The 25,305-nt window shown below is 71.2% G+C and carries 22 protein-coding genes and 3 tRNA genes; 8 read left to right on the top strand and 17 right to left on the bottom strand.

Features of this window, described 5'->3' with window-relative positions; genetic code table 11:
• Positions 1-70 precede the first annotated feature (70 nt).
• A complete protein-coding gene (locus VFZ39_RS01745) occupies positions 71-2,869 on the bottom strand; it encodes a PAS domain-containing protein (protein WP_330863999.1) in 2,799 nt (932 codons plus the stop codon).
• A gap of 110 nt (positions 2,870-2,979) precedes the next feature.
• Here VFZ39_RS01745 and VFZ39_RS01750 point away from each other — a divergent pair, with 110 nt between their 5' ends.
• A complete protein-coding gene (locus VFZ39_RS01750; protein ID WP_330864000.1) occupies positions 2,980-3,546 on the top strand; it encodes a hypothetical protein in 567 nt (188 codons plus the stop codon).
• 366 nt (positions 3,547-3,912) lie between these two features.
• Here the strand turns inward: VFZ39_RS01750 and VFZ39_RS01755 are convergent.
• Positions 3,913-3,989: transfer RNA gene (locus VFZ39_RS01755), tRNA-Phe, on the bottom strand.
• A 114-nt stretch (positions 3,990-4,103) separates the two neighbouring features.
• Between VFZ39_RS01755 and VFZ39_RS01760 the strand changes: the two genes are divergently transcribed.
• From VFZ39_RS01760 to VFZ39_RS01775, 4 genes are all read left to right on the top strand, one after another.
• Positions 4,104-4,179: transfer RNA gene (locus VFZ39_RS01760), tRNA-Glu, on the top strand.
• A 91-nt stretch (positions 4,180-4,270) separates the two neighbouring features.
• Positions 4,271-4,344: transfer RNA gene (locus VFZ39_RS01765), tRNA-Asp, on the top strand.
• Positions 4,345-4,420: 76 nt separating this feature from the next.
• A complete protein-coding gene (locus tag VFZ39_RS01770) occupies positions 4,421-4,690 on the top strand; it encodes a GlsB/YeaQ/YmgE family stress response membrane protein (RefSeq protein WP_330864001.1) in 270 nt (89 codons plus the stop codon).
• Between the two features lie 43 nt (positions 4,691-4,733).
• Positions 4,734-5,087 carry a metallopeptidase family protein gene (locus tag VFZ39_RS01775; RefSeq protein ID WP_330864002.1) on the top strand — a complete coding sequence of 118 codons (354 nt, stop codon included), beginning with the start codon at positions 4,734-4,736 and terminating at the stop codon, positions 5,085-5,087.
• On the opposite strand, the gene VFZ39_RS01780 is transcribed toward VFZ39_RS01775, so the two are convergent.
• The gene (locus VFZ39_RS01780) at positions 5,078-5,965 is read right to left on the bottom strand and encodes an ATP-binding protein (RefSeq protein ID WP_330864003.1); all 888 of its coding nucleotides are present in this window, start codon (positions 5,963-5,965) and stop codon (positions 5,078-5,080) included. The two genes, VFZ39_RS01775 and VFZ39_RS01780, sit on opposite strands and share 10 nt — an antisense overlap.
• Positions 5,966-6,209: 244 nt before the next feature.
• On the opposite strand from VFZ39_RS01780, the gene VFZ39_RS01785 reads away from it, so the two are divergent.
• The gene (locus VFZ39_RS01785; RefSeq protein ID WP_330864004.1) at positions 6,210-7,685 is read left to right on the top strand and encodes an NAD(P)/FAD-dependent oxidoreductase; all 1,476 of its coding nucleotides are present in this window, start codon (positions 6,210-6,212) and stop codon (positions 7,683-7,685) included.
• 50 nt (positions 7,686-7,735) lie between these two features.
• On the opposite strand, the gene VFZ39_RS01790 is transcribed toward VFZ39_RS01785, so the two are convergent.
• From VFZ39_RS01790 to VFZ39_RS01850, 13 genes are all read right to left on the bottom strand, one after another.
• Positions 7,736-8,989, bottom strand: a complete 1,254-nt coding sequence (locus VFZ39_RS01790) for an NAD(P)/FAD-dependent oxidoreductase (protein WP_330864005.1) — start codon at positions 8,987-8,989, stop codon at positions 7,736-7,738.
• Complete coding sequence (locus tag VFZ39_RS01795; protein ID WP_330864006.1) at positions 8,986-9,306, bottom strand: TraR/DksA family transcriptional regulator; 321 nt, start codon at positions 9,304-9,306, stop codon at positions 8,986-8,988. Before VFZ39_RS01795 ends, VFZ39_RS01790 begins: the two co-directional genes overlap by 4 nt.
• A 78-nt stretch (positions 9,307-9,384) precedes the next feature.
• The gene (locus tag VFZ39_RS01800) at positions 9,385-9,546 is read right to left on the bottom strand and encodes a hypothetical protein (protein WP_330864007.1); all 162 of its coding nucleotides are present in this window, start codon (positions 9,544-9,546) and stop codon (positions 9,385-9,387) included.
• Positions 9,547-9,624: 78 nt separating this feature from the next.
• A complete protein-coding gene (locus VFZ39_RS01805; protein ID WP_330864008.1) occupies positions 9,625-12,021 on the bottom strand; it encodes a glycoside hydrolase family 65 protein in 2,397 nt (798 codons plus the stop codon).
• A complete protein-coding gene (locus VFZ39_RS01810) occupies positions 12,018-12,776 on the bottom strand; it encodes a beta-phosphoglucomutase family hydrolase (RefSeq protein WP_414690253.1) in 759 nt (252 codons plus the stop codon). The genes VFZ39_RS01805 and VFZ39_RS01810 overlap by 4 nt, the downstream gene beginning before the upstream one ends.
• On the bottom strand, positions 12,773-13,672 hold the full coding sequence (locus tag VFZ39_RS01815; protein ID WP_330864009.1) for a universal stress protein: 900 nt from the start codon (positions 13,670-13,672) through the stop codon (positions 12,773-12,775). Before VFZ39_RS01815 ends, VFZ39_RS01810 begins: the two co-directional genes overlap by 4 nt.
• The gene (mnhG, locus tag VFZ39_RS01820) at positions 13,672-14,037 is read right to left on the bottom strand and encodes a monovalent cation/H(+) antiporter subunit G (protein ID WP_330864010.1); all 366 of its coding nucleotides are present in this window, start codon (positions 14,035-14,037) and stop codon (positions 13,672-13,674) included. Before mnhG ends, VFZ39_RS01815 begins: the two co-directional genes overlap by 1 nt.
• A complete protein-coding gene (locus VFZ39_RS01825) occupies positions 14,034-14,312 on the bottom strand; it encodes a monovalent cation/H+ antiporter complex subunit F (RefSeq protein WP_330864011.1) in 279 nt (92 codons plus the stop codon). The genes mnhG and VFZ39_RS01825 overlap by 4 nt, the downstream gene beginning before the upstream one ends.
• The gene (locus VFZ39_RS01830) at positions 14,309-14,878 is read right to left on the bottom strand and encodes a Na+/H+ antiporter subunit E (protein WP_330864012.1); all 570 of its coding nucleotides are present in this window, start codon (positions 14,876-14,878) and stop codon (positions 14,309-14,311) included. The genes VFZ39_RS01825 and VFZ39_RS01830 overlap by 4 nt, the downstream gene beginning before the upstream one ends.
• Positions 14,875-16,557, bottom strand: coding sequence for a Na+/H+ antiporter subunit D (locus VFZ39_RS01835; protein ID WP_330864013.1), 1,683 nt, complete (start codon positions 16,555-16,557; stop codon positions 14,875-14,877). Before VFZ39_RS01835 ends, VFZ39_RS01830 begins: the two co-directional genes overlap by 4 nt.
• Complete coding sequence (locus tag VFZ39_RS01840) at positions 16,554-17,000, bottom strand: Na(+)/H(+) antiporter subunit C (protein ID WP_330864014.1); 447 nt, start codon at positions 16,998-17,000, stop codon at positions 16,554-16,556. Before VFZ39_RS01840 ends, VFZ39_RS01835 begins: the two co-directional genes overlap by 4 nt.
• Positions 16,997-19,888, bottom strand: coding sequence for a Na+/H+ antiporter subunit A (locus VFZ39_RS01845; RefSeq protein ID WP_330864015.1), 2,892 nt, complete (start codon positions 19,886-19,888; stop codon positions 16,997-16,999). The genes VFZ39_RS01840 and VFZ39_RS01845 overlap by 4 nt, the downstream gene beginning before the upstream one ends.
• Before the next feature lie 75 nt (positions 19,889-19,963).
• Positions 19,964-20,545 (bottom strand): TetR/AcrR family transcriptional regulator, encoded by a 582-nt coding sequence (locus tag VFZ39_RS01850; protein WP_330864016.1) that lies wholly within the window; start codon positions 20,543-20,545, stop codon positions 19,964-19,966.
• A 67-nt stretch (positions 20,546-20,612) separates the two neighbouring features.
• Between VFZ39_RS01850 and VFZ39_RS01855 the strand changes: the two genes are divergently transcribed.
• Positions 20,613-20,870: a hypothetical protein gene (locus tag VFZ39_RS01855; RefSeq protein ID WP_330864017.1), complete on the top strand. Its 258-nt coding sequence runs from the start codon at positions 20,613-20,615 to the stop codon at positions 20,868-20,870.
• A 111-nt stretch (positions 20,871-20,981) separates the two neighbouring features.
• Positions 20,982-21,284: a hypothetical protein gene (locus VFZ39_RS01860; RefSeq protein ID WP_330864018.1), complete on the top strand. Its 303-nt coding sequence runs from the start codon at positions 20,982-20,984 to the stop codon at positions 21,282-21,284.
• Here the strand turns inward: VFZ39_RS01860 and VFZ39_RS01865 are convergent.
• A partial coding sequence (locus VFZ39_RS01865) for a BTAD domain-containing putative transcriptional regulator (RefSeq protein ID WP_330864019.1) occupies positions 21,281-25,305 on the bottom strand: 4,025 nt, incomplete at its 5' end. The genes VFZ39_RS01860 and VFZ39_RS01865 overlap by 4 nt on opposite strands.

Raw genomic sequence — 25,305 nt, forward strand, 5'->3', positions numbered from 1 at the left:
GTGGGTGGCCGTGGGGTGCGAGCCGCAGGGGTGGCGCGGCCCGCGCGTCAAGGGTAGTTGTCCGTCCGGGTTACCCAGAAGTACGCGCGGCGCGCTCGCGGCCGAGGGCCGTGACCGCCTCCGCCATCTCTCGGACCAGGTCGTCGTAGGCCTGCTCCGTGCCGGCCAACCGCCCCGCGCGACCGCTCTCCTCGAGAGCGAGCGCGGCGGCGCCGACCCGCGGCAGTCCGAGGTTGAGGGCGCTGCCCTTGAGCTTGTGAGCGGCCGCCGACAGCCGGGCGGCGTCGCCGTCTCGCACCGCCGCGTCGATCGCAGCCAGGTGGTCCTGGGCGTGCGCCAGGAAGTTGCCCGAGCTGCGCTGGAACAGGCTGACGCCGTCCTTCACCATCTCGTGCAACATGTCGAGCCTGGCCGCGTCCACGGTGTCGAGCACGTCGGCGTCGGCGACGGTCGTCGGGGTCTCGCCCCCTGGCCGGCCGTCGGCCTCCACCCCGTCCGTGGTCCACGCGCGGACGACCCGTTGCATGCGTCCGGCATCGACCGGTTTGGTCAGGAAGTCATCCATGCCCGCCTCCAGGCAGCGCTCACGCTCACCCTCGAGGGCCGATGCGGTCATCGCGATGATCGGCACCCGCCCTCCGGGCCGCTCCTGGGCCCGGATCGCGCGCGTGGCGGTGAACCCGTCCATCCGCGGCATCCGGCAGTCCATCAGCACCGCGGCATAGCCGTGGTCGCCAGCCAGCGCGGCGACGGCCTCGAGCCCGTCCTCAGCCACGTCGGCCGCGTACCCGGAGCTCTCCAGCAGGCCCACGGCGACCATCTGGTTCACCTGGTTGTCCTCGACCACGAGGATCCGCTGCACTGGCGCGTCCGCCGGTCGCACCCCGACCGACGCCCCCTCCACCTCGCGCTCGTCGCCGGTGGCCGGTCCGAACGGCGCCGTGAACCAGAACCGTGACCCCCCACCCGGCTCGCTCTTGAGCCCCAGCTCGCCTCCCAGCGCGTCGACGAGCTGCCGGACGATGGTCAGGCCGAGTCCGGTGCCGCCGTGGCGTCGGGTCGTCGAGGGATCGGCCTGCGTGAACGCGTCGAAGAGCCGGGCCTGGCCCTCGGGCGGGATCCCCGGACCGGTGTCCTCGACGACGGTCTCGAGCACCACGCCGTCCGGGGCCTGCTGCGCGGCCTCCACCCTCACGGTGACCGAGCCGGAGTCGGTGAACTTCACGGCGTTCGATCCCAGGTTGGACAGCACCTGCGCCCAGCGCCCGGCGTCGCCGCGCGCGTACGTCGGGACGTCGTCCGCAACCGTCACCTGCAGGTCGAGACCCTTCTCGATGGCGGGGCCGCGGAGCAGGTGCACCGTCTGCTCGACGACGGCTCGGACCTCGAAGTCCACCAGCTCCAGCTCGAGCTTCCCGGCCTCGATCTTGGACAGGTCGAGGATGTCGTTGATGATGCCGCGCAGCGTCGCGCCGGCGCCGTGGAGCGCTTCGGCGAGGCGTCGCTGCTGGTCGTCGAGGTTGGTGCGCATCAGCAGGTCGGTGAGCCCGATGACGCCGTTCATCGGGGTCCGGATCTCGTGGCTCATGGTGGCCAGGAACTCCGACTTCAGCCGGGACGCCTCCATCGCCTGGTCGCGCGCCTCGGCGAGCTCTGCCGCGCTCCGCTCGCGCTCGGCCACGCGTCCCAGCTGGACGGCGATCTGCTCGATCAGGTCGCGGGAGTTCGCGTCCGGGGGCACTTCGTCCGCCACCAGCTCCACCACGCAGGCGACGCCGCCGCCGTGCAGGACCGGGAAGGCCACCAGGCTGTGGCTGCGCTCGTAGCCGGGCACCGGCACGTGGACGAGCGTCTGCGAGTCCCACGAGCGTTCCGCCAGGTCGAGATCGGGGTCGAGGCCCCACGGTCGGTCGGGCGCCGCGAGCACCAACGGCGTCAGGTCACCGGACGTCTCGTCCCGCACGAACACCGCGATCGGGTCCCACCCGGGTGTCCCCGTGAGGGTCTCCGCGGCGCGGGCCAGCGTCTCGACCAGGCTCGTCGACTGGTTGGCCGCCTCGGCGACCTGCCGGAGCAGTCCGAGGCGGCGGGTGTACTCCGCGATCTCGTTGTCGGCGTGCACCTGAGCGGTGATGTCCTGGTCGACCCCGGTCAGCCGGATCGGCGTACCCGTTGCGTCCCGCTCCACCTGGCCGAGACAGCGGCACCACCGCTCCTCACCGTCGGGCCGGACGATCCGGGCCTGCCACGTGAAGGTGTCGTCCCCCTCGAACGTCGCGTCCAGCGCCGCCCGGACGTGGTCGCGGTCCTCGGGGTGGACGCACTCGAGGAACGCGTCCCAGTCACCACCGAAGGTCTCGGGGTCGATGCCGTAGATCCGGTACAGCTCCTCGGACCAGACGCTCTCGTCGTGGACGATGTCCCACTCCCAGCTGCCCATCTTCGCGATGTGCTGAGCCGTGGCGAGCTGTTGCTCGCGGTGCGCGAGCTGGTCGATCAGGCCGTGCGCCTCGGTGTAGTCGGAGTACTGGTGCAGGAAGCCGATCAGGGAGCCGTCGATGTCGTGCACCGGCCGGAAGCTGACCAGCACCCAGACCGGCGTCCCGTCCGGCTTGTAGTACTTGGCCTCGCGGTCGAAGTGCCCCGGGTGTCCCGCCCGTGCCTCGGCGAGGTGCTGGGCGAACTCGACCTTGCCTTCCTCGTCGTGGACGTCGAACGCGGAGAGGCCCTCCATCTGCGCCGGGGTGCGGCCGAGGAGCTCGGCCATCCGCGGGTTGTAGAGGATGGTGGTGCCGTGCTCGTCGAGCAGCCACAAGCCGTCGGCGCTGGCCTCGACCAGCTTCCGGTACAGCTCGGGGTCCTGACTCACGGGGGCTCCTCGTCGGGGATCCCACCATGATCCCGCGACGCACCCGTTTCCGCCGAGGTTTCGCGCTGCCCGCACGGGAACCGAGGAGGAACGTCGGCCGTCGGATCGCCATGAGGTCGTTCCGGATCCTGATCGCCGCGGTACTGCTGGGCGCGGGGCTGGCACTGGGCGCCCCGGCGTTCGCCTGCAGCTGCGTCGCGCAGACTCCCGCCCAGTACGCCGAGGGGGCCGACGTGGTCTTCGCGGGGACGCTCACCGACATCGACGAGCCTCGGCAGTTCCCGGTCGTGAGCTCCGCCGCGGAGACGCGCTACACGTTCGACGTCGACGCCGTCTACGCGGGCGATCCGGCGCCGGTCACACGCGTCGGGTCGGCCTGGTCGGGCGCCAGCTGCGGGCTGGAGGGCATGGACGTCGGTGAGAGGTACGTCGTGTTCGCGTACGTCGACGGCAAGCAGCTGGACGCCAGCCTCTGCGGTGGGACCGGCCTGGCGTCCCCGCGGCTCGAGGGCAAGGTCGGGGACGTGCTCGGCCCTGCCGCCCTGCCGGACCCCGGGGGCCAGCACGGCGGGCAGCCACCCCTCCCGTCCCCGGCCACCGCCTGGGCCTGGGTGGCCGGGCTGTTCGTGGTCGCCGTTCCGCTCTGGTGGCTGTGGTCGAGGCGAACCGTCGGGTGACGCGGTTTCCGGACGGACCGGTCGAGCATTCGCGCGCGTGTTCGCGATCGGGTCACGACGCGGGAGTGGACCTTTCGGACGTTGCTTGACGTCAAGCAAGTGCGTGAGAGCGCCCGGCCGCGGCGGTGGTCGAACCGGACGGCTTCATGCCGAGGGCCACCAGGGGCGGGGTTGTGTGGCGGGGTGACGCGGTTTCCGGACGGACCGGCCGAGCCTCCACGCGTGTTCGAGACCGGTCACGGCGCGCGGATGGACCCTTCGCGCGGTTGCTTGACGTCAAGCAAGTGCGCGAGCGCACCCGGCCGCCGGGTCGAGCCGGGCCGCGTCATGCCGAAGGCCGCACCTGGGCGGTGCGGCCTTCGTGTCTGGTGGCCAGGGGCGGGGTCGAACCGCCGACCTTCCGATTTTCAGTCGGACGCTCGTACCAACTGAGCTACCTGGCCGCGCTCGATCTCAGAGCGAGGGGAACCATACCGGAGCGCGCGGAACGTCACGAAAACGGGCGCGGCCGATTGCCGGGCCCGGTGCGTCCCCGCCTATGCTGGGCGCGCAGTCCGGCCCCCATCGTCTAGCGGCCTAGGACCCCGCCCTTTCACGGCGGTAGCGCCGGTTCGAATCCGGTTGGGGGTGCCAGCCGCCGGCTCCACGCCTCGATTGGGAGGCGTCGGGGCCGATGAGTTAGAGTTCCCACCGCTTCGTGCAGCAGGCAGGCACGAGCAGACCTGGCCCCGTAGCGCAGTTGGTTAGCGCGCCGCCCTGTCACGGCGGAGGCCGCGGGTTCGAGTCCCGTCGGGGTCGCCGACAACGCCCCGGAACCATCGGTTCCGGGGCGTTCGTGCGTCCCTGGCCCGAGCCGGTGCCCTACGCTCGCTCCATGCTTCTGATCGCCCTCATCCTGTTCGGCATGTTGATCGGCGCCGGCGCGCAGCTGATCCTGGGTCGGTCCGGAGAGGGGATCGACTGGCCGATGGCGTTCGCGTCGGGTCTGGTCGGTTCCTTCGTCGGTGGCCTGCTCATCAGCCTGCTGGCAGGCGACGGTCTGTCGCTACAGCCCAGCGGCATCCTCGGCTCGCTCGTCGGCGCCCTGATCGTGACCGCGATCTGGCAGTGGTGGCGAGCCCGCAGCAGGTCTCGGGCCGCCTGAGAGCCCGCCCGCCGGGCTGGGGCACCGCCCTACGCTGGCCCTCATGCCGGTCGAGATGGGGCGCGCGGAGTTCGAGCGACTGGTCGACGCCGCCCTGGACTCCATCCCCGAGGAGATCGCGCGGCTGATCCGCAACGTGGCCGTCATCGTGGAGGACGACCCGCCGCCCGACGACCCCGATCTGCTCGGGCTCTACGACGGCGTCGCCCTCACCGAGCGGTACGGCGAGCCGGGGATGGTGCTGCCCGACCGGATCTTCGTCTACCGGCACCCGCTGCTCGAGTTCTGCGACGACGTGGAGCAGCTCGCGGACGAGGTCCGGATCACGGTCGTGCACGAGGTGGCACACCACTTCGGCATCGACGACGCACGACTCGACGAGCTCGGCTACGCCTGAGCGCGGTACGCCGGAGGGGCTGCCCACGCCCGCGGAGGGTGCCCGTCACGCTGCCGGACGAACTCGGTGAGGAACCAGGTCTGGAACGTCCGCTGTGCCGGCGTCCGCGCGACCGAGAGCAGCCGCTCCCGGGCAGCGAACTCGTCGGCGAAGTCGAGCAGGTCGACCAGGCTGCCCATCTCGTCCACCGACTCAGGAGGCAGGTGTACGACGAGATCGACCGTGCCGTCGGATGACGGTGTCGCGTCGTGGTCGACCTCGATGCCGTGCACCAGCTGTCGATGCATGGCACCGAAGTGGTCCGAGAGGGTCTTCGCAAGTGGATAGTGCTCCTCGTGCGCGAGCGCGAGCAGCCGCACTTCACGGCGCAGCTCGAGGTAGTGGCGCTGGAACTCCTGCAGCCAGTCGGCCGGGACGCGGAGCAGGTGGAAGGCCCGCTGGTCGCCCCGGTCGTCCTGCGGGACGGCCGACGGGACCCCCGTCACGTGGCCGGACGAGACGGTGTCGCCCACCTCCACGGCGGGAGTGAACCAGACCACCTTCCCGGTGGTCTCGATCTCCGCCCCCCACGCCTCCGCGCACCGCGCGACGATGTCGAGGCCCCGGCCGAACGTGACCAGGAGGTCCTCGTCATCGTTCTCGTCGGCCAGGAAGTCCTCGAGTCCCAGGTCGGGGATCGACGAGGTCTCGTCGGGCAGCACCGGCGGGTCGGTGGAGTGGTCGTGCACTTCCACCCGCGGGTGGTCGGTGGTGCCGCCGATCCGGACCGAGACCGGAGGGGTGCCGTGGAGCAGGGCGTTCGTGACCAGCTCGGAGACACCGAGCTCGGCTGACTCGCTCAGGTCGGGGCGGCCCAGCCCCTTGATCACGTCGACCACCCAACGGCGCGCCTGTTGAACACCGCGCGGTCCCGGACCCAACGCGAGCGCGGGTCTCCTACGCGACACGATGAACCCCATGCTCTGTCGTGGCTACACCTGACGGTCGGACCATTCCCCGGTCCTCGATCGACAAAACCTTTACACGTTGAACTTTTTCTCGGGCGATTTCAGCAAGACAAGTGTGACTGACGAGACGTGGTCACGATTGGGATGGGGTCCGTCAGGCGAGGACAATGGAGGCATGGAGAAGCAGGGGACGACCGCACGGCACCGCGTCGTGGTGGTCGGCTCGGGCTTCGGCGGCCTGTTCGGGACCAAGGCGCTGCGCCGATCCGACGTCGACGTGACCATGATCGCGAAGACCTCGCACCACTTGTTCCAGCCGTTGCTCTACCAGGTGGCGACCGGGATCCTCTCCGAGGGTGAGATCGCACCACCGACGCGCGAGATCCTGAGCGGGCAGTCCAACACCCAGGTGCTGCTCGGCGAGGTCACCGCCATCGACCTCCAGCGTCGTGAGGTCACCTCGGTGGTGCTGGGGCGACCCACGATCACGCCGTATGACTCGCTGATCGTGGCTGCCGGCGCCGCGCAGTCCTACTTCGGGAACAACCAGTTCGCCGAGTACGCGCCCGGCATGAAGAGCATCGACGACGCGCTCGAGCTGCGCGGCCGGATCTTCGGCGCCTTCGAGATGGCCGAGCTCGGCGCCAGCCGCGGTGACGACGTCGACCACCTCCTCACGTTCGTCGTCGTCGGAGCCGGACCGACCGGGGTCGAGATGGCAGGCCAGATCGCCGAGCTGTCGCGACGCACCCTCCCCAAGGACTTCCGCGCGATCCAGACCCACAAGGCACGCGTGATCCTGGTCGACGCCGCGTCGCAGGTGCTGCCGCCGTTCGGTGCCAAGCTCGGCGCCGCGACCCAGCGCGAGCTCGAGAAGCTCGGGGTCGAGGTGATGCTCGGCGCGATGGTGACCGATGTGGACGAGCGCGGCATCGAGGTGAAGTACAAGGACGGACGTACCGAGCAGATCGCGGCGGTCACCAAGATCTGGGCCGCGGGCGTGCAGGCGAACCCGCTCGGCGAGACGCTGTCGGAGCAGACCGGGGCGCCGCTGGACCGCGCAGGCCGGATCGCGGTCAACCCCGACCTCACGCTGCCCGGTCACCCCGAGGTGTTCGTGGTCGGCGACATGATCGCCCTCGACAACCTGCCAGGCGTCGCCCAGGTCGCCATCCAGGGCGCCAGGTACGCCGCCAGGGAGATCGACGGTCGACTCCGCGGGAAGGCCCCGCAACCGCCGTTCAAGTACTTCGACAAGGGCTCGATGGCGATCATCAGCCGCTTCAACGCGGTCGCGATGATCGGCAGGCTGCGACTCAAGGGCGTGGTGGCCTGGCTGATGTGGCTCGGGCTCCACCTCATCTACATCACCGGTTTCAAGAACCGCGTGACCGCCTTGCTCCACTGGGCGGTCTCCTTCCTCGGTCGCGGCCGCTCGGAGCGGACCACCACCGAGCAGCAGATCTTCGCCCGTTCCGCGCTGGCACGGTTGCGCCACGGCGCTGCCGACCTCGTGTCCGATCCCGGGGCCTACGACGCGGCGCGCGCGATGATCGAGGAGACCCGGCGGGCCGAGCTCGAGGCGCGCGCCGTCGAGGAGGCCCGGCTCACCGACGCCGGCGTCCGCGGCGTACCTGCCGACCAGCGCTGACCCACGGCACCGGCGCCGCGGTCCGTGGGCCGCGGATCACCGCTGGCCGGCTAGCGCGTGGGGTCGAAGGGCGCCAGCGCCGCCGGACGGGTCCCGGTGACGATCTGCTCGGCGAGGAGCTTGCCGGTGACGGGCCCGAGAGTCACTCCCCACATGCCGTGACCGCCGGCGACGTGCACGCGCGAGGAGCTGGTCGCGCCGATCAGCGGGAGCCCGTCGGTGGTGCAGGGCCGCGACCCGACCCACTCGTCGTGCCGACGGTCGAGGTCCGCGCCTGCGATCAGCCGTCCGGTCGCGTCGACGATCGCCTTGATCCGACGAGGGTCGAGCGGCTCGTCGGCCCCGCGGAACTCCATCATCCCGGCGACCCGGAGCCGGGGGCCGGTCGGCGTGTCGAGGGGGGTGCACGCGATCCGCTCCGCCGGGAAGTACAGCGGGCCCGCGGGCAGGTAGCGGCTCTCGACGCTGAACGAGTAGCCGCGTCCGGCCTGCACCTGTCGGCGTACGCCGAAGTCGGCCGCGAGGTCGCCGAGGGCCGCGCCGGTGGCGAGCACCACCGCGTCGTAACGCTGGACCAGCCGCGGCCCGGTCTCCACCAGCACGCAGCTTCCGAGCTCCCGGACCCGCCGCACCCGCGACGCCTGGTGCAGCTTGCCTCCGTTGCCGACCACGGCGTCGGCGAGCGCGTGCACGAACTCGGGCGGATTGACGTACCGCTGGCCCTGGAGCCGGATTGCGGCGCGGATCCTCGACGACAACGCCGGTTCGAGCTTGCGCGCCCGGTCTCCGGTGACCAGGTCGAAGTCGACCGGCTGGACCTGGCGGATGTGCTCCAGCTCCGCGACCATCGCCGCGCGCGCCGCGTCGCTCGAAAAGCCGACGAGGAACGGCGCGGCCTCGCGGGGTCGCGGTACGGCGCCGCCCTCGCCTAGCTCGTCGAACGCGTCCAGCGCGATCCGGTTGAGGGGCGCGTAGGCCGCCATGGCCCGCTTCCACCGCCGATTCGTGCAGTGGCGCGCGAAGCCCACCAGGAACCGCCACAGCTGGGGGTCGGCGCGCGGCGGGACGTAGACGGGAGACGACGGCATCAGTGCCGTGCGAAGGCCGTAGCGCAGCACCGCCGGCTCGGGGAGCGGCGTGGCGATGGCCGGGGTGAGCCAGCCTGCATTGCCCCACGAGGCGCCGGCGGCGACCCGGTCGCGGTCGTAGACGGTGACCGAGACGCCACGTTGCTGCAGGAACCAGGCGGTGGCGAGGCCGACGACGCCGGCTCCCACCACCGCCACCTCGCGTGGCCGGTTCATGCCCGTGGAGCGCAGGCGACGCACAGCGTCGTCCACGGTCGCAGGTCGAGCCGCTCGGCCGGGATCGCGGCGGCGCAGCCCTCGCAGCGACCGAACCTGCCGGTCGCCAGGCGTTCCTGCGCCGCACGGATCTCGGAGAGGATCCGGGTGACGCTCTCACGGTGGGCCGCGGCGACGAGGTCACCATGGGTGGGCGGCAGCTCGGCGAGCTGACGCTCCCGGCGCGCGGCGGCGGTCGTGAGCGCGGTGTCGAACTGGTCCCTCAGCTCGGCGGAGAGCTCCGGGACGTCGCGGGATACAGATGCGTGGATGGTCATGTCAGGGTCCTGTCCTCAGATGTGCTTCGTGCGCGCAGGCGCACGCCGCGGCCGTGCCGCGGCGGGTGTTGGGGGAGGTCAGGCCCAGCCGGGCGGAGCGCGGTCGACGCTGCGACGCAGCACGTCGAGTCCGCGGATCCCTCGGGCGACTTCGCTGAGCTGCAACGCCAGCAGCGCCGCGCCCGAGGGCAGGTGGGACGGCTCGGCGGAGTCCGCCCGTGTCGTCCGATACCCGATCATGTGTCGACCATAGGTCACCGGGAACCGCAAATCGAGTCGACGGACGTGGTCTCGCCTGTCGAGAGCGGCCCCACGTCGTCAGGGGCGACGGAACGGCGGACGACCCTCGGGCTGCGACACCTTCTCCACCGACGGCGGCGGAGGAACGGGAAGCGTCACCGGCACGCCGGCCTCGAACCGCACCGGTCGCCCGTGGTGAGACGTCTCGAACGGGTCGCCGCTGAGCAGCCGGTACGTCGCGGCCGCGGTCGTCGTCTCCCCGGGGTCGCCGGTGTCGTCGACGCGGTGGACGTCCACCTCCAGCGTCCTGTCCCGGACCATCATCCGGAAGCGCAGCCGGGACAGTCTCGGCGGCAGCCGGGGGGCGAACGTGATCCGGCCGGAGTGGTCGCGCATCCCACCGAAGCCGGAGACCGCCACCGCCCAGGTGCTCGCCGCCGCGGCGATGTGCATGCCGTCGTCCACGTTCTCGTGGAGGTTGAGGATGTCGGTGAAGGCGACCTCGGCCCAGTAGTCGTGGGCCAGGTCGAGGTGGCCCACCTCGGCGGCCATGATGGCCTGCGGCGCGGCGCTCAGCGACGAGTCGCGGACCGTGCGGGCCTCGTAGTACGCGAAGTTCCGTTCCTTCTCCTCCGGTGTGAACGCGTCTCCGCGGAGGTGCATCGCCAGGACGAGGTCCGCCTGCTTGATGACCTGCTTGCGGTACAGCTGGAAGTACGGGTAGTGCAGCAGCAGCGGGTAGTCCTCCGGCGCGGTCCCGGCGAAGTCCCACTCACCGTGCTGCGTGAAGTCCTCGGACTGGGGATGGACACCGAGCAGCTCGTCGTACGGCAGGCGCACGGCATCGGCGGCGGCTCGCCAGGTGCGCACCTCGTCCTCGCTGACGTCGAGTCTCTCGGCGGTGTCGGGCCACCGCTCGCACGCATCGGCCGCGGCCCGCAGGTTCTGCTGGGCCATCAGGTTGGTGTAGACGTTGTCGTCGACCACGGCGGTGTACTCGTCCGGCCCCGTGACACCGTCGATCCGGAAGCACGTCTCGGACGTGAACTGGCCGAGCGACGCCCACAGCCGGGCGGTGTACACGAGCAGGTCGGCCCCGAGCGTGCTCGCGAACTCCTCGTCGCCGGTGGCCGCGGCGTAGCGCGCCGTCGCGTCGGCGATGTCGGCGTTGACGTGGAAGGCGGCGGTACCTGCGGGCCAGTACCCGGAGCACTCCTCGCCGTGGATGGTGCGCCACGGGAACGCCGCACCTTCCAACCCGAGCTCGGACGCGCGGGCGGTGGCGATCGGCAACGTCTCGTGCCGCCAGGTGAGCGCGCCCTTGGCGGCCTCCGGCGCGGTGTAGGTCAGCATGGGCAGCACGAACGTCTCGGTGTCCCAGAAGGCGTGTCCGTCGTACCCCGGCCCGGTCAGGCCCTTGGCGGGAATCGCCTGCGACTCCGTCCGAGCGCCCGCCTGCAGGACGTGGAACATCGAGACGCGCACGGCTTGCTGCAACGCAGGATCGCCCTCGACCTCCACGTCGCTGCGCTCCCAGAACCGGTCGAGGTACTCCCGCTGCTGCGCCGCCAGCTCGTCCCAGCCCGCGAGCTTCGCGACCGCGAGCGCCGCGTCGACCTGGTCCCGAAGGGCGGCCGGCGAGCGCCGGCTCGACCAGCTGTAGGCGAGCAGCTTGACCACGCGCAGTCGTTGTCCCGGCTGGAGCTTGCAGGTCGCCGTGAGCCGGGCGAGGTCCTTGTCCGCCTCCATCGTGGTGACCGCGCCGTCGGGGAGCTCGAGGAGATGGTCCATGCCGGCCGCGACCCGCAGCCGGCTGCGTGCGGTCCGGTGCACCAGGACCGCCCGGAGGTCCCGGCTGTCGTGGAGCTCACCCTTCAGCGGCTTGTCCAGCGGTGCGGAGTCGCGCGGGTCGCGGGAGACTCGCGCGGCGCCGTCGTTCGCCAACAGGTCGGACTGGACAGCGGCGTAGAACCCCTCGTCCAGCGCTTCGACCTCGTAGAAGATCGCCGCGAGCACCCGCTCGGCGAAGGAGACCAGCCGACGCGAGGTGACCCGGACGCTCGTGCCGTTGGGCGCGGTCCACTCGGTCCGTCGTTCGAGCACGCCCGCCCGCAGATCCAGGGCGCGTTCGTGCGACCAGACGCGCCCGTACCGCAGGTCGAACGGCGAGTCACCGACGTGCAGCCGGATCAGCTTGCCGTCGGTCACGTTGACGATCGTCTGGCCGGACTGCGGGAAGCCGTACGCCGACTCGGCGTGCGGCAACGGACGTTCCTCGTAGTAGCCGCTGATGTCGGTGCCCGGCACGACGTTCGGTTCGCCCTCCTCGAGTGAGCCGCGCAAGCCGATGTGCCCGTTCGACAGGGCGAACAGCGACTCCGTCGCCCGCAGGTCCGACGGGTCGAGCCGAGAGGTGCGCAGGTGCCACGGCTCGACCAGGAACGGGCCCACCCACTCCTCGTCGTCGCTGATCACGACGCGTCCAACAGGCCCGACAGGTCGTCCACGACGACGTCCGCACCGTTGTCGCGCAGACCGTCGGCCTGGTCGCCGCTGTTGACGCCCACCACGAACCCGAAGCCGCCGGCACGCCCGGCCGCGACTCCCGCGAGCGCGTCCTCGAAGACCGCCGCGGCCGCAGGCTCGGTTCCGAGCAGGCGGGCGGCCGCCAGGAAGGTGTCGGGTGCAGGCTTGCCGGGCAGGCCCTCGCGCTCGGCGACCAGTCCGTCCACCCGCTCCTCCACGAGGTCCTCGAAGCCGGCGGCGCGGATCACCTGGGCCCCGTTGGCCGAGGAGGTGACGACCGCGGTACGCAGGCCCGCCTCACGGACCGCCGTCAAGTAGGCGGTCGTGCCCGGCAGGACCGTTACTCCTTCCCGGTCGAGCCGTTCGAGCAGCAGCACGTTCTTCCGGTTGCCGATCCCGGCGACGGTGTCGGCCTCGGGTGGGTCCTCGGGTGACCCCTCCGGTGGAGTGATGCCGCGCGACGCCAGGAAGTCGCGTACCCCGTCGGCTCGGCGCTTCCCGTCGACGTACTGCAGGTAGTCCTGGTCGGTGAACGGTGGTTGACCGCGGGCGGCCAGCACGTCGTCGAACACCTCGCGCCACGCCGCTCGGTGAACCGCGGCGGTGTCGGTGAGCACGCCGTCCAGGTCGAAGAGGCAGGCACGGATGCCCTCGGGCAGTCCCAGGTGGGTCATGCCGGCCAACGTACCCAGAATCGGCGTCATGCCTGCCCCTCATCGACGATCGCGACCGCGCAGTCGGCGCCGTGGATCACCGCATGGCTGACCGAGCCGAGGAACATTCCTTCGAACGCTCCTCGGCCGCGGGTGCCGACCACGACCAGGCCGGCGTCACTCGCGGCGCCGAGGAGGGCGAGCTCTGCGGGACAGTCCTCGACGCGCGTCGTGACGTGGAGCCCCGGATGGCTCCCGCGCAGCTGGTCGGCCGCTGACTCGGCGATCTGGGCCGCACTCGCCCGGAGCTCGCGCTCATCGACGTTGTCGACCAGGTGGCCGCCGGTGCACGTCAGGATCTCCAGCGTCGCCACGGCAGCGGCAGCGCGGTCGGCGGCGAAGCGCACCGCCGCTCCGGCCGGTGCGGAGCCGTCGGTGCCGACGACGACCCGGTGCTCAGGCCCGGCCGGGCGCGCGGCAGTTCCGTCCTTGACGACGATCACCGGACACGCGGCGCGCGCGGCGACCGCGAACCCGACCGAGTTGAGGAGAGCGCCGGCGACGCGCCCGTAGCCACGGCTCCCGAGGACGACGAGCGTGGCCTCCTTGCTCGCCGCCGTCATGGCCTGCGCCGCGCTGGTCACCTCGGTCGCGCCGGCCACCCACAGCCCCGGATAGGCAGCCATGACCTCGGCGACGCCGCGACCGGTCACGTCGTACGCCGCGTCCAGCGCGCCCGGGTCGCGCTCGAACAGCCCCGGTCCGGGATCGACGTTCATCCCCGGATAGTTCGCGGCGAACACCACGAGCAGTGGCGCCCCTTGCTGGACCGCTTCCTGCGCCCCCCACATCAGGGCCTCGCGACTGTGGTCCCGACCGTTGTAGCCGACCACCACCGATCCCGGTGGCGGGTCGGCCTCCGACCATGCCCCCACCTCGCGATACATCAGCCCGCTCCCTTCCCGTCGGCGTCCGACAGCACCTCCGTGAGCTCGTCGACGACCAGCAGGTCCCGTCGTACCTGACCCGCGCGGAACGACGCGCGGCCGACCATGTGGCTCGCGATCGGCGAGGTCAGGAGCTGGAACACCGCCACCATCAGGAGCAGCCCGACCGTGGCGGGCTCCCGCAGCCGGAGGCCGAGGCCGAGCACGATCACCAGCAGGCCGAGCACCTGGGGCTTGGTCGCCGAGTGCATCCGAGTCAGGACGTCGGGGAACCGGAGGATCCCGATCGCCGCGACCAGCGTGAGCAGGGCGCCCAGCACCAGGCAGGCCGCCGCGGCAGCGTCGGCGATGCTCGACCAGCTCATGGTCGCTCCTCCTCCACGTCATCGCTGCCGGGCGAGAACCTCGCGACGCTCACTGCCCCGACGAATCCCAGCAACGAGAGCACCACGAGTATCGGCAGCGTAGTCGTGTGCTGGTGCACGGCGGCCTCCAGAGCGAGCCCGCAGATCACGACGGCGACGAGCGCGTCCAGACCGACGATCCGGTCCAGCATCGTAGGCCCGAGCGAGATGCGCACAACGAGCAGCAGCGCGGAGCAGGCCAGGATCGCGCCACAGACGATCAGGATCACGTTCATGGCGACGCCTCCTGGCCCGGCCGCAGTCCCACTTCGAGCGCGCGCGCGACGCGGCGCTCGAGCGCGTCCACCTCGCGGCGCATCTTCTCTACCCCCGCTTCGTCACGCGCGTCGAGCACGTGGAGGAAGAGGGTGTGGGTCGACCGGCGCGCCTCGACCACGAGGCTGCCGGGCACCAGCGACACCATCTCGCCGACCACGGTCAGGATCAGGTCCGACTCGGTCCGCAGGTCGACCTCGATCACCGCGTTGCGTGGGGTACGACGGAGCTGCAGCGTCGTCCACGAGACCTGGGCGCTCGCAACGACAACGTCTGCCAGGAAGCGGAGCACCAGCCAGCACAGGTGCACGGGGTGGACGCGGAGCCCCATCGGCAGTCGCGGCAGCGGGAACACCAGACACACGCTCACGGCGACGAGTGCACCGCTGACGACCACGAACAGCGACAGCTGACCCCACAGCGCGACCCACACCGCGGTCAACCAGGCGAGGGCGGGGAGCTGGAGTCCGCGGAGCCGCTGGGACCGACGCGCCGTGCCTGCCTCACTCGCCCGTGTCTGGCTCATCGTGAGTCCTCGGGCAGGACCGCGTCGATGTAGACGTCGCGATCGAGCAGGTCGTCCGCGGCCTGCTGGGTGAAGCCGAACAGCGGCCCGGCCACGACGGTGAGGGAGAGACTCACGGCCACCAGGCCGCCGGTGGCACCGACCATGGTGCGGGGGAGGCGGGTCGGGAGCAGGCCCTGCCGGCTGAGCTGGTGGAGGTCCTGGTTGCTGCCGTCGTCCTCGTCCAGGATGCTGCGCGCCTCGTCCGTGTCACGGCTCCCGAACGTCCCCGACCCGATGTGCACGTGGTCTCGGTGCTCGATCACCTCGAGCGCCCCGGGGAGCTGACGGTCCGACAGCGTTCGCGCCATCTCGTGAGCCTGCTCCGGCGTGCGCCAGAAGGCGAGGTTCCAGGCCTTGGCGACGGCGTACAGCGTCAGCAGGCTGGTCAGCATGCCGGCCGCGACCACGCCGTACGCCAGCGGGCTGCCGACGTCGATCCCGGCCTGGGCGAGGGAGACCTTCCCGAGGAAGCCGGACATCGGAGGGATGCCGGCCAGGTTCATGGCGGGCACGAAGAACAGCACGGCGATGACGGGCGAGAGCCGGGCGAGGCCACCCAGTCTGATCAGGCTGGTGCTGCCGCCGCGGCGCTCGACGAGCCCGAGCACCAGGAAGAGCGTGGTCTGGATGGTGATGTGGTGCGCGACGTAGAAGACGGCGCCCGCGTAGCCGGTCGCGGTGCCGAGAGCGATACCGAAGAGCATGTAGCCGATGTGACTCACGAGGGTGAACGAGAGCATCCGCTTGATGTCGGTCTGTGCGACCGCCCCGAGGATGCCGATGACCAGGGTGAGGAGGGAGGCCCACAGCAGCAGGTCGGTGAGCGGACTCTCGGGGAACAGCAGGGTCTGGGACCGGATGATCGCGTAGACACCGACCTTGGTGAGCAGGCCGGCGAACACTGCGGTGACCGGCGCCGGGGCCGTGGGGTAGCTGTCCGGAAGCCAGAAGGACAACGGGAAGACCGCGGCCTTGATCGAGAACGTCGTGAGGAGCAGCAGCTGCAGCACGAGGCTCAGCTCGGACGGCAGGCTGTCGATCCGGACGGCGAGCTGTGCGAGGTTGAGGCTGCCGGTGGCGGAGTACACGGCTGCGATGGAGATGAGGAACAGCATCGAGGAGACGACGTTGACGATCACGTAGATCGTGCCGGCCCGGATCCGCGCGCCGGTGCCGCCGAGCGTGAGCAGGACGTAGCTCGCGAACAGCAGCATCTCGAAGCTGACGAACAGGTTGAACAGGTCGCCGGCCAGGAACGCGTTCGAGACCCCCGCGGCGAGGACCAGGAAGGTGGGGTGGTAGATCGTCAGCGGGGTGTCGCGCTCGTTGCCGGTCATGCCCTGGCCGATGGAGTACACGAGCACGGCGAGGGTGACCACCGTCGACACCAGCAGCATCAGGGCAGACAGCCGGTCGGCCACCAGCGAGATGCCCAGCGGCTCCCTCCAGGCGCCGATCCACAACACCTGGGGTCCGTTCCGGTCGGTCTCGTACACCAGGGTCGCGGCGACGACGACTCCGGCGCTCAGCACGGTCGTGCTCACGGCCCGTTGGAGTCGCGGCCGTCGCCCGAGCATGAGCGTGAGTCCAGCGCCCAGCAGGGGGAGGATCACGGGAAGCGGCACCAGCCAGGTCATGCCGGACTCCCCTCCTCCTCGGGCATCTCGAGCTCGCCCTCTCCTTCCCCGCTGGAGAGGTCGTAGCTGTCGGACGCGGCATCGGCAGCGGCGAGCCGACGGATCGCCCGGTCCTCGACGTCGTCCTGCACGTCGTCGTGACCGGTGAGCTGCCAGCTCCGGTAGGCCATCGCGAGGACGAACGCGGCCGTGGCCAGGCTGATGACGATCGCCGTCAGCACGAGCGCCTGGGGGAGCGGGTCGCTCATGGCCGACGCGTCGCTCTCGTCCACGATCGGCGCTCGCCCCGGAGGTCCACCGGAGATCAGGAACAGGACGTTGACGCCGTTGCCGAGCATGACGACCCCGACGAGGACCCGCGTGAGGCTGCGTTCCAGGACCAGGTAGATGCCACAGCCGATCATCGCGGAGGCCGCGAGGATCAGGGAGAGACTCGCCGTCACGTCGCCTCCTCCAGCTCTGCAGCGTCGGTCTGCAGCTCGCCCACGATCTGCCGGTCGATCCCGGCACCCAGGCTGCGCAACAGGTCGAGCACCAGGCCCACCACGAGCACGTACACCCCCACGTCGAAGAACACCGAGGTCACCAGGTGGATGTCGCCGACGACGGGCAGGTGCAGGTCGATCAGGGCGCTCTGCAGGACCGCGCCACCGAAAGCGAGCGGCGCGAGTCCCGACAGTGCGGCGATGAACAACCCTGTTCCCATCAGTGCGCCGGCGTCGACGGGTGCCGCCTCGTCGAGCTCGTACCGGCCTCCGGCGAGGTACCTCACCACCAGAGCCAGACCGGTCACGAGGCCGGCGGCGAACCCGCCGCCGGGACTGTTGTGCCCCGAGAAGAGCAGGAAGAGGGAGAACACCACGATCGTGTGGAAGACCAGGCGGGTGACGACCTCGAAGATGATGGAGCGTCGATCGGGTGCGAGGGTCCGACTGGCGGGCAACCAGATCCGTCGCGGGGGATGGGTGGGGGTCTGGTCGGCAGCGGCCGACAGGGCGTTGGGGTCCACGCGGTGCACCCCCGCGCGGCGGGTGCGGAGGAACACCAGGCTGGCGACCCCGGTGGCGGCCGCGACCAGGACCGAGATCTCGCCCAGCGTGTCCCAGGCGCGGATGTCCACCAGCGTCACGTTGACGATGTTCTTGCCTCCGCCGAAGGCCACTGCCTCGCGGGGGAACGCAGCCGACACGGGGGTCTCGGTGCGTGCGCCGGTGGTGAGGATCATGATCCCCGCCACCACCGCCGCCACGGCCGAGCCGATCGCCGCCCGCCAGTAGCGGCGCCGGGTCAGCGGTGTGTCGTTGAAGTACTCGGGCAACCTGCGGAGCACCAGGACGAACGCCACCAGCGTGACGGTCTCGACGAGCACCTGCGTGAGCGCCAGGTCGGGGGCTCCGTGCAGCAGGAACAGCAACGCGGTTCCGTAGCCGGTGACGCCCACCAGCACGACCGCCTTCAGGCGGCGTCGCGACCGGGTCGTCTGCACCGCGGCGACCACGATGATCGCCGCGACCGCCACCTGGCCCGCGTTGTCCCAGCCGATCACGGAGTAGCTGCCACCGGCGGACGCTGCCAGCAAGGCGGTCCCCGGCAGCAGCACCACGACCATCAGGATCACGCCGACGTACGTCGTCACCGAGCCCCGCTGCGTGAGGCTCGTGACCTCGACGGCCGTGCGGTCCAGGATCCGTACCAGGGTGAGGTAGCCGCGCTCGGCACTCCAGGCCTGCTTGACGGCGGACTGCAGCGACGCGAACGACGCACGCCTCCAGAACAGCAGCAGCCCCACCCCGAGCGAGACCGTCGACAGCGCCAGGGCGAGCCCCGGTCCGTGCCACAGCGCCAGCGACTCGAGGTGATCACCAGCGGGGAACCGGTCGGCCTGCGGCGCCAGCAGCGCGGTCTCCGGCGCGCCGAGGAATCCCAGCACCAGTGATGCGACGGCGAGCAGCAGTGGTGCTGCGAGCATCCCGGTCGGGGTCCGACCGGCCGGGAGGCGGTCAGCGTCCGGCTTGGTGGCGAAGGTGCCCCACACGAACCGCGCCGTGTAGGCGACCGTTAGCGCGGAGCCGAGCACGACGCCAGCCAGCACGATCCAGCCCGCGGCGGTTCCCAGACCGGTGCCTTCTCCATGGCGGGCGATGTCGATCAGGGCGCCGTAGATGCTCTCCTTGGCGACGAAGCCGGCCAGCGGCGGGACTCCGGCCATCGAGGCACCGGCGAGGACCGTGACGCCCAGCAGGAGGGGCGCGGACCGGCCGAGCCCTGAGAGCTGACGGATGTCTCGGGTACCCGTCCGACGGTCGACGATGCCGACCACCAGGAAGAGCGTCGCCTTGAAGAGGGCGTGCGCGATCAGCATGGCCAGCCCCGCCAGCGCGGCTGCCCGGGTGCCGATGCTGACCACGACCAGCAGGAACCCGAGCTGGCTGACCGTGCCGTAGGCGAGCAGCAGCTTGATGTCGTACTGGCGCAGCGCTCGCCAGCCACCCAGCAGCATCGTGTAGACGCCCAAGGACAGCAGGACGCCTCGCCACCCGGGCACGTCGGCGAACGCGGGTGCCAGCAGCCCGACGAGGTAGACACCGGCCTTCACCATGGCGGCCGCGTGCAGGTAGGCGCTGACCGGCGTCGGCGCCGCCATTGCGGCGGGCAGCCAGAAGTGGAAGGGGAACAGTGCGGACTTGCTGATCGCGCCGAGCAGGATCAGCAGGACGGCGACGGTGACGGCGGTCCCGGACGGCGGGTCCGCCAGCAGCTCACTGATCCGGAACGTGCCTGCCCGGGTGCCGAGGACGAGGACGCCGACCAGCATCGCGAGGCCGCCGAATGTGGTCACGACCAACGCCTGCAACCCCGCCGCGCGGCCCGCGCGCTTCGCGGGGTCGTGCCCGATCAGGAGGTAGGAGAAGACCGTGGTCAGCTCCCAGAACACGTACAGGAGCAACAGATCGTCGGCGAGGACCAGGCCCAGCATGGAGCCGGCGAAGGCGACGAAGTGGCCGGCGAAAGCACCGAGTCCGGCCTCGTCGGCGTCGAAGTACCAGGTGCAGTAGAGCAGCACGAGCGCGCCGATGCCGGCGACGACCAGCACCATCACCCACTGGAGCGATCCCATGGCGAACGCGAGGTCCAGGTCGAGCGCCGGCACCCAGTCGACCACCTCGGTCGTGACCACTCCGTCGGCCATCCGGCTCGTCCAGGTCAGCGCCCATCCCGCGGCCGCAGCCGGTACCAGCGCGAGGAGCAGGAAGGCGCGCGGCCCCAGGATCCTGACCAGAGCCGGTGCGCAGGCCGCCGCCAGGAAGTGCGCGAGCACCAGGGCTAGCAACAGACCTTCCTCCAGCCGTCCGCGGGGGCGCGTGTCATGTGCGACGTCAGCCTAGGGCCCGGCCCCAGGGGCGGCTCAGTCGCTCGATCGCGCGAGGGCCGCCCACATCAGGTCCAGGCAGCGGTCCATCCACTGGCTGTCGACCCGTCCGCGGCGGACCAGCTCGCCCAGGTAGGCACCGACCAGGAGGCTGACGACGGCCTCGGCGTCGACGTCCGCGCGGAGCAGCCCCGCCTGTGAGTCCTCCCGGATCCGGGCTGCGAGGGCGTCGTCGTACGGCCGCAGCGTCGCGCGGAACAGGTCCGTGAACTCGGGATCGGCGTCCATCACGATCGCGGCGAGGCCACCCGGGCCGAGGATGTCTGCCATCTGGCTCCAGGTCCGGTCGAGGGCGAACCGGAGCTTGTCGCGGACGGTGCCGTCGGGCACCGGCTCCGGCGTGCCGACGGCGTCACGCAGGGCTGCACGGAGCAGCTCCGCGCGGTTCGCGTGGCGGCGGTAGATCGTCGTCTTGGCGACCCCCGACGCAGCGGCGACCGCTTCCACGGTGACTGCAGCGGGGCCGCCGGATCGCAGCAGGGAGAGGACGGCGGAGCCCAGCCGGGCGTCCACGTCCGGCTGCCGCGGGCGACCGGGGTGCTTCGTCGTGGAACTCATGCGCGGGGGATGGAATACAATACGCTATGCGTAGCGTTCTTGAAGTACACGGAAGGAGTGTACTGCGATGAGCGGATACCTGATCTGGATCGTCGGTACGGCGATCATGACCGTCACCATCCTCACCGTCGGCACCCTGGCGGCGGCCGGGACGCTGACGCGGGAGAAGGGGCGACCCGACCTGAGCCGGCACCGCACTCCCGCCGCCCGCGCGATCCGTAGGGACCGGCTCCTGACCCGCGCCGCCCCGGCGCCGATCCCGGACATCGTCGAGGAGTGGGGTCTGCAGTCGTTCCCGGCCAGCGACGCGCCCGCCAACTGGTAGCGCCCACGGGCGACCACAACCGAACCACAACCGCGCCCGGCCGACCTCACAACCGTCGCGCGCTCTGCTCCTCCCAGTGCCGGGAGACGCCCGGCGGACAGAGGAGTCACCATGCAGAAGTCATTCACCGCTCGCACCGTCGTCACCCTGATCGCGATGGCAGTGCTGGGTGCCCCGCTCGTGGGGTGTGGAGAGGTCCCCGCCGAGGGGGCCACCGACCACGTCAAGTCCCAGAAGCAGCTCCAGATGGAGGCCGAGGTCCTGGCCCGCAAGGGGCAGGCCTACGAGGGCGACCCGTGGGAGAAGCGTTTCCGCGAGCAGTTCTGGGCCACGCAGCACATCCACGACTCGTGGAATCGCTGCCACCTCGGAGAGAACGTGCCCCGCGCGCTTCAGCAGGGCCCGGGTTGCTAACCGAGGTCGCACACCCGCCGGTACGGCGTGCCGGGCAGGTACCTGTTCCACTCGGCATGGGTCAGGTCCCGCCCGGCCACGTCGCACGCCAGGGCCAGCCAGCGAGCCGGGTCGAGCGGGTAGACGTGCCCGGGGCCGCCTTCGTTGAAGACGGCCACCTCGCTGTCGGGGAACGGCAGCAGGAAGGTGAAGCCGTCACCCGGCCGCGTGGACGCGGGCAACCTGCTGCCGCCCACGAAGTCCTGCTCCACGTCGTACAGCGAGACCACCTCGTCCCGGGCGCTGGTCAGGACCGAGGTGCTGTCGGGCAGCCACTCGACGTCGGTGATGGGCTCGGCGTGCAACCCGACGGACTCGCGCAGCGGCTTCCACGTCCGGGTGTCCAGCACGGTGAGCACCCCGCCGGTTCGACCCGCGGCCAGGTAGCGGCCGTCGGGTGAGAAGGACAGGTCGAAGACGTCCCCTCCCGGACCGAGCTCGATGGTGCGCTCTCCGCCCAGCTCTCGGTCCAGCACGGCCACGGACGCCGTGAAGTTCAGTCCCACCGCCAGTGTCTGTCCGTCCGGGCTCCATTCCAGGACCTGTGGTGTTCCGACCGTCAGAGGCACCATCCTCTCGATCTCCCACGTGTCGGGGTCGACCACCGCGAGCCGCCCGAGGGCGGCGCCGCTGAGGAAGGTCTCGCTGGCAAGGATCAGCCGTGAGCCGTCGGGGCTCCAGGTCGAGTCGCTCAGACCGGACCGGGGAACCTCCACCCGACCGAGCACCTCCCGCGTCTTCGCGTCCAGGACCGTGGCTCCGAGGATTGTGGTCACCGAGACCTTCTGACGGTCAGGGCTGACGGACACCGACGAGCCGAAGACGGATTCGACGGTGTCCCCGACGTCCACCTCCTCCAGCACCTGCCCGCTCCCGGGGTCGAAGAAGACGGCTGCCACGTCGAGCGTGTCCGGCCCGGGTGTCTCCGTGAACCCGCGTGCGAAGTGCGAGAGCGGGCGGGTCGGGGCGACTGCCAGACGACCCGGCTCGATCACCTCGATCCGGTTCGAGACGTACCGCCCTTCGAGGCCGGGGTAGCTCGACCCCAGAAGGCCCGCATCGGGGGTCAGGTCCCACTGCACGACCTGACCATCGGCGGCGGCCGTGAGCAGCGAGCGAGCGTCCGACGACACCTCCGCCTGCACCACGGGTCCCGCGTGTCCCTCGAGCGACTCGCCGAACAACCAGCGATCTCTCGGTCGGTCGATGTCCCAGAGCACCACCTGCCCGTCGTCCCCTGTGGTCACCGCGGTGGCACCGCCGGGAAGCACGCGGACGTCGCGGACGGCGGCCCGATGGACATCGAGGTCCTGGAGGACGCGTCCGCGCGCGCCGAACCGGGTGATGGCCCCGTCGGACCATAGCTGGGCGACTCCGTCGGGCAGGGCGACGAACCGGAGGCTGGCCGCGTCGCGTTCACGCAGGGCCAGTCGGGTCGTGCGACCCGTCGACAGGTCGTGGTACCACGCCACGGGCACATCGAGACCGCTCACGACCAGCCCGGTTCCGTCGGCACTGAACGAGGCTGCGATGTCCTGATCTGTCGTCCGGGTGTGGCCGACCCACCCTCGCTGGGTCACGACTCCGGTCGTGGGGTCGACTTCGGTCAGGGAGCCGTGGATGCCCGCCCAGCCTCGTCGAGCACCAGAGAGCACCAACAGCTCCCCGGAGGGGGTGAAAGTCACAGCGAGCGGCCACCCACCGAGCTTCGCGACACCGATGTGCCGCAGGGGGTCGCCCTGACCCGTGTAGGTGAAGAGCCCGTTCTGCCCGTCGTTGTCGCCACCCGACGCGACGAGGATCGATCCGTCAGCGGAGACTGCGATGTTCGTCGGCCAGAAGTTGTCCACGGCCATCGGGGGTGTGGGCTCCCCTGGGTGCCAGAGCAGCACCTGTGGTGAGCCACCAGGCACCACGACCATCAAGGTGCGACCGTCCTCACTCAGCGCCGTCTCCTGGATACCCTCCAGCGCGAGCTGGTGCACCTCCGTGGCCCGCCGGTGCTCGACCAAGGCGTTGAGGAGTCCGTCGCGGGTCGCTGGTGTGTCGGCGGTGCGGACCGCAGCCGCCGCGAGCAGCAGCGAGAGGTCGAGCGACCGCGCAGAGGACGAGAGAGCGGCCAGGCGATTGGCGTCGGCCACCGTCCCCGCGGCTCGGGCCTGGTTCGCGCGCTCGGCGGCGGTCCGTTGGTACCCGACGGCCACCGCGGCGGAGGCCAGAGCCAGTGCCAGGGCAGCCGCCAGCACGACGGCGAGCCGCCGGATCCGGCGCCGGCCCGCCGCCTCGACGTTGGCGCGGAACTGGGCGAGCGCCAGCTCGGCCTGTGCTCGGGCGACACTCGCCTCGACGAAGGCGCGTTCGACCTCGGTGGGACCGGAGTCGGGATCGGCCGCCCATTCGGCGGCTGCCTCGAGTCGGGTCCCGCGGTAGAGCTCGTCGTCGGGTCGGCCGTTGGCGTCCCACTCGATCGCGGCGGGGGCGAGGTGGCGGCGTACGGACCTGCCGACTGCGTCGTCGGCGAGCCATGCCGTGAGCCGCGGCCAGGCGGCCAGCAGCGCCTCGTGGGTCACCTCGAGGCGGTCGTCGTGGCGCGCGAGCAGCCGACGGGCGGTCAGCGTCTCGATGACCTCCTCGGTCACCGTCGGGGCGGCGCCGACCAGTGCGAGCTCGGCTGCCGGGAGCCGTCGTGCGCGCAGGGTTCCGTGCTCGTCCTGCTCGGCCAGCCGGACCAGGATCCGGCGGGCGAGCTCCTGTCCTGGTGCGGACAACGAGGCGTACGCGGCCTCGGCGGAGCGGGCCACGGCACCGGTCACGCCGCCACTGGCCAGGTAGCCGGCCAACGTCAGGACCCCGTCGCGTCGTCGTTCCCAGGTCTCGGCCAGTGCCGTGGAGAGCAACGGCAGCGCGCCGGATCGTCCGAGCACGTCCCTGACCGCGACGTCGGTCAGGTCCGGCTCGACCGAGAGTCCGGCAGCCCGGGCGGGCTCCTCGACAACCTGTCGGAGCTCGGTCTCGGTCATCGGGGGCACCATCACCAACGCGCCGTGCAGCAGCTGCGCCACGTCGGGGTGCTCCGCGAGCCGACCGACATGGTCGCCGCGGACGACCAGCAGGCACCGGGCGGCGACGTCGTCGGACAGCAGACCGAGCACGGTGTCGAGGAAGGCCACCCGCTCGCCCTCCGAGACCTCGGCCGACCACAGCTGCTCGAGCTGGTCGCAGACCAGCACCACCGGGGTCTCGGGCGGGTCCTCACCAGTCAGCGGAGCGAGCGCGTCGACCGGACGGCGGCCGGGTACGACGACCACGGGCTGCCACTGGTCGCTGCCAGGCAGCTCGCCGGTGCCGAGCGCGGGCAGGAGTCCGGCGCGCACTACCGATGACTTGCCGGCCCCGCTGGACCCGGACACCACCAGCAACGAGTGATCCACCAGCGCGGTCACCAGGCTGCGGATCAACCGGTCGCGGCCACGGAAGACCGGGGCGTCGTCCAGCTGGTAGGGGGCCAGCCCCTTGTAGGGGCAGCCGGTGACGGCGCCGACTGCGGGTGCGGGCGGCGGCTCCGGCGTCGGCGCTGGTGCCGGCGCGAGGTCGAGCGCAGGGTCCTGGTCGAGGATCGCCTGTTCGAGCTCGCGCAACCGGACGCCGGGTTCGACCCCGAGCTGGTCGTCGAGCACCTTCCGTGCGTTGCGCAGGGTCTCCAGTGCGTCGCCCTGCCGACCGCTGCGGTAGAGGGCCAGCGCATGCAGGGCCCACCAGCCTTCCTGCAGCGGTTCGTCGCGGGTGAGCCGCCCGAGCTCCGGTATCGCTTCGGCGTGCCGACCCAGGGCGAGCTCCGCTTCCCAGAAGGCCTCCAGGACGTGGGCCCGGATGGCCCCGAGCCGCTCCCGCTCCGGGTCGAGGTCGACCGCGTCCGGCCAGTCGCCGTACGGCTGGCCACGCCACAGCGCGAGAGCCTCGCGGAGAAGGTCGTCCGCGGCGC

The organism is Nocardioides sp. (genome assembly GCF_036374615.1).
In the GTDB taxonomy this organism is placed as follows: domain Bacteria; phylum Actinomycetota; class Actinomycetes; order Propionibacteriales; family Nocardioidaceae; genus Nocardioides.